At 66.0% G+C, this 8,620-nt stretch carries 6 protein-coding genes; all 6 read right to left on the bottom strand.

All coding sequences use genetic code 11. The features are described 5' to 3' along the window. Nucleotides 1-114: 114 nt before the first annotated feature. Nucleotides 115-1,296: a PP2C family protein-serine/threonine phosphatase gene (locus tag ACXAF3_RS13115; protein WP_475112760.1), complete on the bottom strand. Its 1,182-nt coding sequence runs from the start codon at nt 1,294-1,296 to the stop codon at nt 115-117. Nucleotides 1,297-1,335: 39 nt separating this feature from the next. Next, the gene (locus ACXAF3_RS13110) at nt 1,336-2,247 is read right to left on the bottom strand and encodes an MlaA family lipoprotein (RefSeq protein WP_475112759.1); all 912 of its coding nucleotides are present in this window, start codon (nt 2,245-2,247) and stop codon (nt 1,336-1,338) included. A 111-nt stretch (nt 2,248-2,358) separates the two neighbouring features. Next, the gene (locus tag ACXAF3_RS13105; RefSeq protein WP_475112758.1) at nt 2,359-3,129 is read right to left on the bottom strand and encodes an HvfC family RiPP maturation protein; all 771 of its coding nucleotides are present in this window, start codon (nt 3,127-3,129) and stop codon (nt 2,359-2,361) included. Next, nucleotides 3,110-4,012, bottom strand: a complete 903-nt coding sequence (locus tag ACXAF3_RS13100) for an HvfB family MNIO-type RiPP peptide maturase (protein WP_475112757.1) — start codon at nt 4,010-4,012, stop codon at nt 3,110-3,112. Before ACXAF3_RS13100 ends, ACXAF3_RS13105 begins: the two co-directional genes overlap by 20 nt. A gap of 62 nt (nt 4,013-4,074) precedes the next feature. Further along, on the bottom strand, nt 4,075-4,422 hold the full coding sequence (locus tag ACXAF3_RS13095) for an HvfA family oxazolone/thioamide-modified RiPP metallophore (RefSeq protein ID WP_475112756.1): 348 nt from the start codon (nt 4,420-4,422) through the stop codon (nt 4,075-4,077). A 233-nt stretch (nt 4,423-4,655) separates the two neighbouring features. Next, nucleotides 4,656-8,576: an ATP-dependent RNA helicase HrpA gene (gene hrpA, locus ACXAF3_RS13090; RefSeq protein ID WP_475112755.1), complete on the bottom strand. Its 3,921-nt coding sequence runs from the start codon at nt 8,574-8,576 to the stop codon at nt 4,656-4,658. Nucleotides 8,577-8,620 lie beyond the last annotated feature (44 nt).

Here is an 8,620-nt window from a genome sequence, read left to right as displayed (position 1 = left end):
GCGGGCATGCCCGCCATCCCTGGCGCGACCCCGCGCTTTCGATCCGGCCCCGGCCCCGCCATCCCTGGCGGGTCGCTGAGTCGCGCACGGCGCAATGCGCCGTAAACGCGCGACTCAGCCCTGTCTCAGGGTGAGTATAGTGATGTCGTCCGGCAAAGCCTCCGCGGTGTCCACGTGCAGCTCGCCACAGAGGCTGTCCAGATCCCCGCGGCTGCGGTCGATCGCCTGCAGCAGCTGCGCCTCCTTCTGCAGCAGATCCCCCTGCAGCAGCTCCAGCACACCGTCGGAACAGGCGACCAGGCGCCAGTTGGGCGGGAGCTTGGCGCAGATCACCTGCCAGTTCCCGTGCTCGAACAATCCCAGCGGGCGCCCTTTGCCCGGCAGCCACTCGGCGCCGTCTTCGGTCACCAGGGCGGGCATCGGGACCTGGCCCGCGACCGCGTAGTGCAGCTGGCGCGCGCGGCTGTCGATCACCCCCACGAACATGCTGGCGTGCTTGTCGAGGCGGGTGGACAGCAGCTCGCGGTTGATCAGGGTGAGGATATAGAGCAGGTCGCTGTCGAGGGTATCCAGCTGCGCGAACAGGGGCCGCTCGCGCAGCAGGTGCATGATGCTGTGCTTGATCAGCGCGGTGACCAGTGCCGAGGAGACGCCGTGGCCGGACACGTCCACCAGGTAGAAGGCGACGAAGCGCTCGCCGAACAGGCCGTAATCGATAAAGTCGCCACTGAGGTAGAGGGAGGGAATCAGGCGGTAGGCGGCCTCGAGGCCGCCGGGGTAGCGGTAGGGGGTGCGCGGCAGCAGGTGCTGCTGCAACATATGGCCGGCCTGCTGGTCGCGCTGCAGCACCTCGATATGGTCGTGCAGCTCGCGGTTGCGCCGCTCCAGTTCCTCGCGGTATTCGCGGTTCTGCCGCGCGAGGGATTCGGCGTTGGTGATGCGGCAGATGGCGTGGTCGATGACCGCTGCGTTCTCGAAGGGCTTGAGCAGATAGTCGCTGGCGCCGAGGCGCAGGGCCTGCACCACGTCGCTGACCTCGCTGTCAGAGGCCAGCACCACCACCGGCGTGTCCGGAGACAGGTGCTTGACTTTGCGCAACACCTCCAGACCGCCCATATCCGGTAGGTGCAGATCGGTGATCACAATCTGGAAGAGCCCCGGGGCGAAGCGGCCTATACCCTCCACGCCGCTCCGCGCCACCACCACCTCGAATCCGAGGCGCGACAGGGCGCCGCGCACGAAGTCGCGGCAGCGCTCGTCTTCATCGATCAGCAACAGGCTTCTGCGCGGGGCCATGGGGCGCTTCTTGAACGGGGGCTGGGGGACAGGGGGGCGTCAGAAATCGGCATCATCTTCGAAGTCGCCGCCAAAATCGTCCTCCAGCTCGCCGTCCTTGATCAGGTAGTCGCGCCGCTGCAGGTAGGCGTCGCGCAGCAGGATATAGCGGTCGCCCTGCAACACGGACTCGGCCTTCAGCAGACTGGCGCGGGTCTGCACCAGGTCGGTGAATTTGAACGCGTAGCGCGTCGGGTCGTGATCGATATAGGTGAGCGGGTTGGTATACCAGTCCACCACCTCGCCGGGCACATCGCGCACCGTGGACGGCCCCATAAACGGCAGTACCAGATAGGGCCCCGAGGGCACGCCCCAGACCGCCAGTGTCTGGCCGAAATCCTCGCCGTCACTGGCCTCCAGCCCCATATGCTGGGCCACGTCGAACAGGCCCGCGACTCCCACGGTGGTATTGACCAGGAAGCGGCCGGCGTCGTTGCCCGCCTGGCCCCACTTGCCCTGCAGGGCGCTGTTGAAGGTATTGGTGACTTCGCGCAGGTTATCGAAGAAGTTGCTGATCCCGTGCTGCACGAAGATTGGCGTGATCTGCCGGTAGCTGGTGGCCACCGGCTTCAGTACCCAGCGATCGGCGCTGTCGTTGAAGCGGAAGACGGCGCGGTTGAATCCCTCCCAGGGGTCGCGCGCGGCCGGCTCCTCGTCGCTGGCGAACTCGTCCGCCGGGTCGAAACCATACTCGTCTTCGAGTGCGGAAGTGCCCTCCGAATCAGCGTCGCCCTCGGCAAAGGGGTCGCCGGCCTGGCCGGCATCGGAGTCAGTTTCCCCGGCGGGCACCTGCGGCGCGGCGACTTCCTGTCCCGGCTCCGCAAAAGGATCCTGGGCCGCCGGAGACAGCGCCGGCGCGGTGGCCAGTGTCGCGGCGAAAAGCCAGGGCGAGATAACTGTGCGTCCCAGCAAAGACCTGCTCCTCTCTTTCACGTTGGCAGTGCGAGGATTCTACCGCCCCCGCACTGCGTAAACCACCCTGGGGCCTGGATCGGCCAAGAATTGCAGAGTATCCGGCAAGCCTCAGCCCTTCAGTCCCGCCAGCACGCCGGCGCGCAGCAGTTTCTGCAGCAGTTCGCGCCCGAACGCCAGCAGCGCGCCGCTGTCGGTCTGCGCCATCTCCGCCGCCAGCCGCTGCAGCAACTGGCGCCCGGTCTGCGCGCCCTCCTCCGCCAGCTGCAGAAGCCGCGCGGTCACCGCGTTGATCTCCATAAAGCCCACTTCGTCCTCGCGGTCGCGGTAGACGAGCAGGAAGGTGGGGTTCTGCGGCGGCTCCTGCGGCTGGTACCCGGGACCTATGCGGTGCACCGGATAGCGGTAGCTGAGGCTCCACACCAGCGGCGACACCACCGGGATCCCCTCCAGCACATCCCCGTCGAGCGACAGCCCGGCGGGGAGTTCGGCGCCGTTTACATCCAGCGCCAGTTCCACCCACTCGTAGTGGGCCAGCTCCAGCAGAAAGGGGGGATCCCCCGCCTGCGCACCGCGCTCATTCTGCAGGTAGTGCAGGAACTCCTCGCTGATCTGCAAAAAGTATGGACTCTGGGACGCGTGGCGATGGACGAAATCGCGCACCATTTTGTGCCAGCGCTCGTCGCTGTAGAGGCTGCGCAGCACCGGGAAACCGCCGGAAATAAAGGATTCGATATTGTTGTAGATCAGGTCGCGGTAGATGCCCATGCGCCTGTCTTCGATACCCGGCGGCGGCGCGTGTGTATCCGGCGCGCGCAGGTGTGCGGCGAAATCCCGCTGCAGGCGTTGGAATTTGCGCTGTTTATCGACGAGCGTGGACATGGGCCGCCTCCGCGGAATGGCTCGCCTGCACCGCCCGGATCTGCGCCACCTCCTGCAGCAGTTCCGGCAGCGGCGGTATGTTGAAATCCCGCTCCAACAGCGTCGGCACCGGGCCGTGAATCCGGTAGGCCTGCTCGAGCAGCGCCCACACCGGATCGATCACCGGCGCGCCGTGGGTATCCACCTTCAGGTCGTCCGCCTCGTCGTAGTGGCCGGCCACATGGGCGTAGCGGATGCGCTCGCTGGGCAGGCCGCGCAGAAACTCGAGCGGGTCGTAGCGGTGGTTGATGGAATTGACGTAGATATTGTTCACGTCCAGCAGCAGATCGCAGTCCGCCTCGGCCAGCACCGCGTTCAGGAACTCCAGTTCGCTCATCTGCGCCTCGCCTTCGACGCGGGGCGCGGCGTAGTAGGACACATTCTCCATCGCGATGCGCTGCTCCAGCAGGTCCTGTACTATGCGGATGCGCTCGGCCACATAGATCACCGCCTCGGCGGTGAACGGGATAGGGAGCAGGTCGTACAGGTGGCCGTGGTCCGAGCAGTAGCTCAGGTGCTCGCTGTAGCAGCGGATATCGTGCTCGCGAATAAACGCCTTGATGGACCTGACCAGATCCAGATCCAGCGGCGCCGGCGCGCCTATGGACAGCGACAGGCCGTGGGTCACGAACGGAAAGCGCTCGGTGTACTGGCGAAACCAGCGCCCGAAGCGCCCGCCGACACCGATCCAGTTTTCCGGCGCCACCTCGAGAAAATCCACCGCGTCCGGCGGCAGTTCCTCCCCGATCATCGAGCGGCGCAGGCCGAGACCGGCCCCCTCAACCGGGTAGTCGCGCCGGGACAGGTCCCCGGCGGGCACATCTCGCGTGGCGGTATTCTTCATGATTGTTGCTCGCAGTCGGCGGGGAGGGGCACGCCCGTGCCCCTCCCCGGCTCAGGCCCGGCCTATCCGCCGCACTTGCCCTCGCCGCATTTACCTTCCTTTTTCTTGCCTTCGCCGCATTTACCCTCGCCGCACTTGCCTTCCTTCTTCTTGCCTTCGCCGCATTTACCCTCGCCGCACTTGCCTTCCTTCTTCTTGCCTTCGCCGCACTTCCCTTCGCCGCACTTGCCCTCTTTCTTCTTGTCGTCCTTTTTCTCGTGATCGCTCATCGCGAGGTTGTAGCCGGACGACAGCTCCTCGGCCGCGAAGGGATTGCTGTTGTCGGCGGCCGCGGACACGTTCATCGCCGCGGATGCCAGGAAAGCCGCACCTACGGCGGCGGCGACCGGGGAAAGATGTTTCTTGTTCATAATGAATCTCCTGATAAAAACCCTGGGTAATAAAGGACACACGCTTGAGCGTGCCAGACCTCCGGGGGAGTATAGTGCCACCGCGGAAAAACCGGTCACACGTTGAGACAGGGCGCCTTGCGGCGGCGTTCACCCGCGTTTCCGCATTTGTATCCCTTTCTCATTCACTCTGTCGCACGGGCACTCGGCTTATTACAGCGCCAGTGAAAAAATTTCCGGCGATCCGGTTGCCGTTACAGCGGCAATCCGGCGGCGGACTGTTCAATTTCCATCCACAGCTTGTGCAGCCGTTTGGCGGAAACCGGCATCAGGGTTTTCAGGCTCTGGGCGAACAGCGAGATGCGGAATTCCTCCAGCATCCAGCGGTACTGGGACAGCTGCGGATCTGCCGCCAGGAATCTCGGCGCATGGCGCTCCGCCAGGGCCAGGTAGGGCTCGGCGGCCCTGTGGAATTCCGCCTGCAGGCGGCGGTCGCGGTTCGGGTCCAGCGCGGCCTTCTCCAGCCGCAGGGCTATACCCTTCAGGTAGCGGCCGTACTGGCGCAACTGCGAAAGCGGCGTATCAAACAGGAAACCGCGGTAGAAGAGCCCGGCCAGCTGCTGCTGTATATCCCCCACCGCCATGGCGACGGCCAGGTTTTTCTGCTGCTTGATCTGTTTGCGCAGCGGCACCAACTGCGCCAGCGCGTTGACCAGCAGATCGGCGATCTGCTGGGCCACGGACACCAGTTCGCCACTCCTCTCCAGCGCGGCGAGGAAGTCTTGCTTGGTGCGCGGCCACTGTTCGTCCGCCCAGAAGAGTTCGCGCGCGGCGGCCAGCATTATGTCGTCCGCGACCTCCTCGCGCTTGCCCAGGTCGGCGGCGGACAGGCCCAACTCCTTGCCGCGCAGCAGCTCCTTGCGCAGATACTTGACCGGCTCCGGCAGGTGCAGCAGCGCCAGACGGCAGATGCCGGCGCGGCTGAGCCTCTGCGCCTCTAGCGGGTTGTCGAGCAGCTTCAGCGAGACACTGTCTTTTTCCTCCACCAGCGCAGGGTAGGCGCGCACCTTCAGGGCGCCCTGGGTGAGGGTGTGCGTCTCCGGCAGGTCGCCGAAATCCCAGCGGGTGATGCCGTCGCGCTCGAAATCATCGCCGGCCGCGGCCAGCCCCTCCTGTACCCGGTCCTTGTAGCGGACCTGCAGCTCGGCCAGGTCGCGGCCCTGGTCGAGCAGCCGCCCCTCTTCGTCCAGCACCTGGATATTGAAGCGGTAGAAGTCCTCGAGCGACTGTTCCGCCGATTCCCAGGCGGCGTCCGGCACCTGCTGGGCCGTCTGGCGCCGCAGCTCATGGGCCAGCGACTGCCACAGCGGCACATTGTCCGGCTGCAGCTTCGGCAGCGCCCTGTCCACCGCCGCCGGCACCGGCACGAAGTACTTGCGCCACTGCTTCGGCAGCGCCTTGACCAGCGCGATGCACTTGTCGCGCAGCAGCCCCGGCACCAGCCAGGTGAGCCGCGCCGCCGGCACCTGGTGCAGCGCGCCGACCGGCACGCGGATACTGACGCCGTCGTCGACACTGCCCGGCTCGAAGTGATAGGCGAGCGGATAGACGACACCGCCCACCTGCAGCTCGTCCGGAAACTGCGCCTCGCCGAGGTGATCGGCGCTCGAGAGCATCAGCAGATCGCGGGGTATAAACAGCAGCTGCGGATCCTTCGCCTCCGCCTGTTTGCGCCAGTGCTCGAAGCCCGCCAGATTGACGATATCCGCGGGAATGCGCTCGTCGAAGAAGCGGAATATCACTTCGTCGTCGACGAGGATATCGCGGCGCCGGGATTTGGCCTCCAGATCCTCGAGCTCCTGCAGCAGGTCGGTGTAGTGTTGGAAGAACCTGCCCTTGCCGCGGTAGCGCCTTTCCACCAGCGCCTGGCGGATAAAGACCTCGCGCGACGTCTGCGGATCCAGCTTGCCGTAGTGGATGCGGCGCTTCTCCACCAGCACCAGGCCGTACAGGGAAATCTTCTCGAACGCCATCACGCGGCCGCCGCGGGCGTCGTAGTGGGGCTCGGAATAGTTGCGCTTGACCAGGTGCTCGGCGGCGGCCAGGACCCAGTCCGGTTCGATTTTGGCCACCGTGTGCGCGAACAGGCGGCTGGTCTCCAGCAGCTGTGCGGCCACCACCCAGCGCGGCGGCTTCTTGAACTGGCCGGAGCCGGGGAAGATATGGAAGCGGCGGTTGCGGCAACCGACAAACTCTTTGTTCTCGTCGCGCACGCCGATATTGCCGAGCAGACCCGGCACTATGGCCCTGTGTACCGCCTCGTAGTCGGCGGCCTCGCGGTTCTCCCGCCACTGCAGCTCGCGGCAGGCGACGCGCAGCTGGTGGTGTATATCGCGCCACTCGCGCATGCGCAGCCAGGACAGGAAGTTTTTCTGGCACCACTTGCGCAGCTGGTTCTGGCTCAGCGCCTGGCGCTCGGCCTCGAAGGCGTCCCACAGCTGCACATAGGACAGAAAATCCGACTGCTCGTGCCGCCACTGCCGGTGCTTCTCGTCCGCCGCCTGGCGCTTTTCCGCCGGGCGCTCGCGCGGGTCCTGCACCGCCAGCGCGCTGACGATGATCAGCACCTCGCGCAGGCTGCCATTTTCGGCGGCGGCCATCAGCATGCGCCCCAGGCGCGGGTCCAGCGGCAGGCGCGACAGGGCGCGGCCCAGTTCGGTGACCCGGCCGCCCGCATCCACCGCCTGCAGTTCCTGCAGCAGCTTGTAGCCGTCGTTGATCAGGCGCTGGTCCGGCGGGTCGACGAAGGGGAAGTCGCGGATATCGCCGATCCTGAGTTGCAGCATCTGCAGAATGACCGCGGCCAGATTGGTGCGCAGGATTTCCGCGTCGGTAAACTCCGGGCGCTGCTCGAAATCCTTCTCGTCGTACAGGCGCACACAGACGCCGGCGCTGACGCGGCCGCAGCGGCCGGCGCGCTGGTTGGCGCTGGCCTGGGAAATCGCCTCCACCGGCAGCCGCTGAATCTTGCTGCGGTAGCTGTAGCGGCTGACGCGCGCCGTGCCGGGGTCGATCACATAGCGGATACCGGGCACCGTAATCGATGTCTCGGCCACGTTGGTGGCCAGCACTATCCGGCGCCCCTTGTGGCCGTGGAAAACCTTTGCCTGTTCGGCCAGGCTCAGGCGCGCGTACAGCGGCAGTATTTCCACCTGCGGTATCTGCGCATCGCGCAGCGCCTTGTGGCACTCGCGAATCTCGCGCTCGCCGCTCATAAACACCAGTATGTCGCCGCCGCGCCGGCCACTGGATTTCTCCGCCGCGAGCAGCTCCTCCACCGCGGCGATCACCTGTTCGTTCAGATCCTGGTCGCTGTCCAATGGCGGGCGGTAGAGGATCTCGACCGGATAGGTACGCCCGGAGACCTCGATTATCGGCGCGTCGCCGAAGTGCCGCGAGAATTTCTGCAGATCGATGGTGGCCGAGGTGATGATCAGCTTCAGGTCCGGGCGCTTCGGCAACAGCGTCTTCAGGTAGCCGAGCAGGAAATCGATATTGAGGCTGCGCTCGTGGGCCTCGTCGATGATCAGCGTGTCGTACCTGTGCAGCAGCGGGTCGCGCTGGATTTCCGCCAGCAGAATGCCGTCGGTCATCAGCTTCACATGGGTGTGCTCGGTGCTGTGGTCGGTGAAGCGCACCTGGTAGCCGACGGACTCCCCCAGCGGCTGCCCCAGCTCCTCGGCGATGCGGTTGGCCACGGTGCGCGCGGCGATGCGGCGCGGCTGGGTGTGGCCTATCTGGCCGCTGACGCCGCGGCCGAGCTGCAGACAGATTTTCGGCAGCTGGGTGGTCTTGCCGGAGCCGGTCTCGCCGGCGACGACGACGACCTGGTGCCTGTCGATCAGCGCGGCGATCTCGTCGCGCCGCGCCACCACCGGCAGCCCCTCGGGCCAGGTCAGCGCCGGCAGCTTCTGCCGGCGCGCCTCCAGCAGCGCCCGCGAGGTTTCGATCTGCTCCGCCAGCTGCGCGAGCATGCGGTCCGCCGGCTTGCCCTCCCGCAGCCGCCGGCGCGCATTTTTCGCCGTTCTGCGCAGGCGCTGGCGGTCGCGCCCCATGCACTGGGGAATCTGGCTTTCCAGGGCCTCGAGGGCGTTGTCGGAATCGGTGTGACTCATGGTTCGGGAAATAACTGCAAACGGGCGATTATAACCGCCCCGCC

The sequence above is a fragment of the Microbulbifer sp. ABF4_143 genome (genome assembly GCF_056160225.1).
The sequence above is the reverse complement of the archived record's forward strand: the minus strand, read 5'-3'. Positions and strand labels throughout refer to the sequence as shown.

Coding starts and splice junctions, on each gene's coding strand:
- ACXAF3_RS13115 (WP_475112760.1), bottom strand. CDS start 1,296: ATGGCCCCGCGCAGAAGCCTGTTGCTGATCGATGAAGACGAGCGCTGC.
- ACXAF3_RS13105 (WP_475112758.1), bottom strand. CDS start 3,129: ATGTCCACGCTCGTCGATAAACAGCGCAAATTCCAACGCCTGCAGCGG.
- ACXAF3_RS13100 (WP_475112757.1), bottom strand. CDS start 4,012: ATGAAGAATACCGCCACGCGAGATGTGCCCGCCGGGGACCTGTCCCGG.
- ACXAF3_RS13095 (WP_475112756.1), bottom strand. CDS start 4,422: ATGAACAAGAAACATCTTTCCCCGGTCGCCGCCGCCGTAGGTGCGGCT.
- hrpA (WP_475112755.1), bottom strand. CDS start 8,576: ATGAGTCACACCGATTCCGACAACGCCCTCGAGGCCCTGGAAAGCCAG.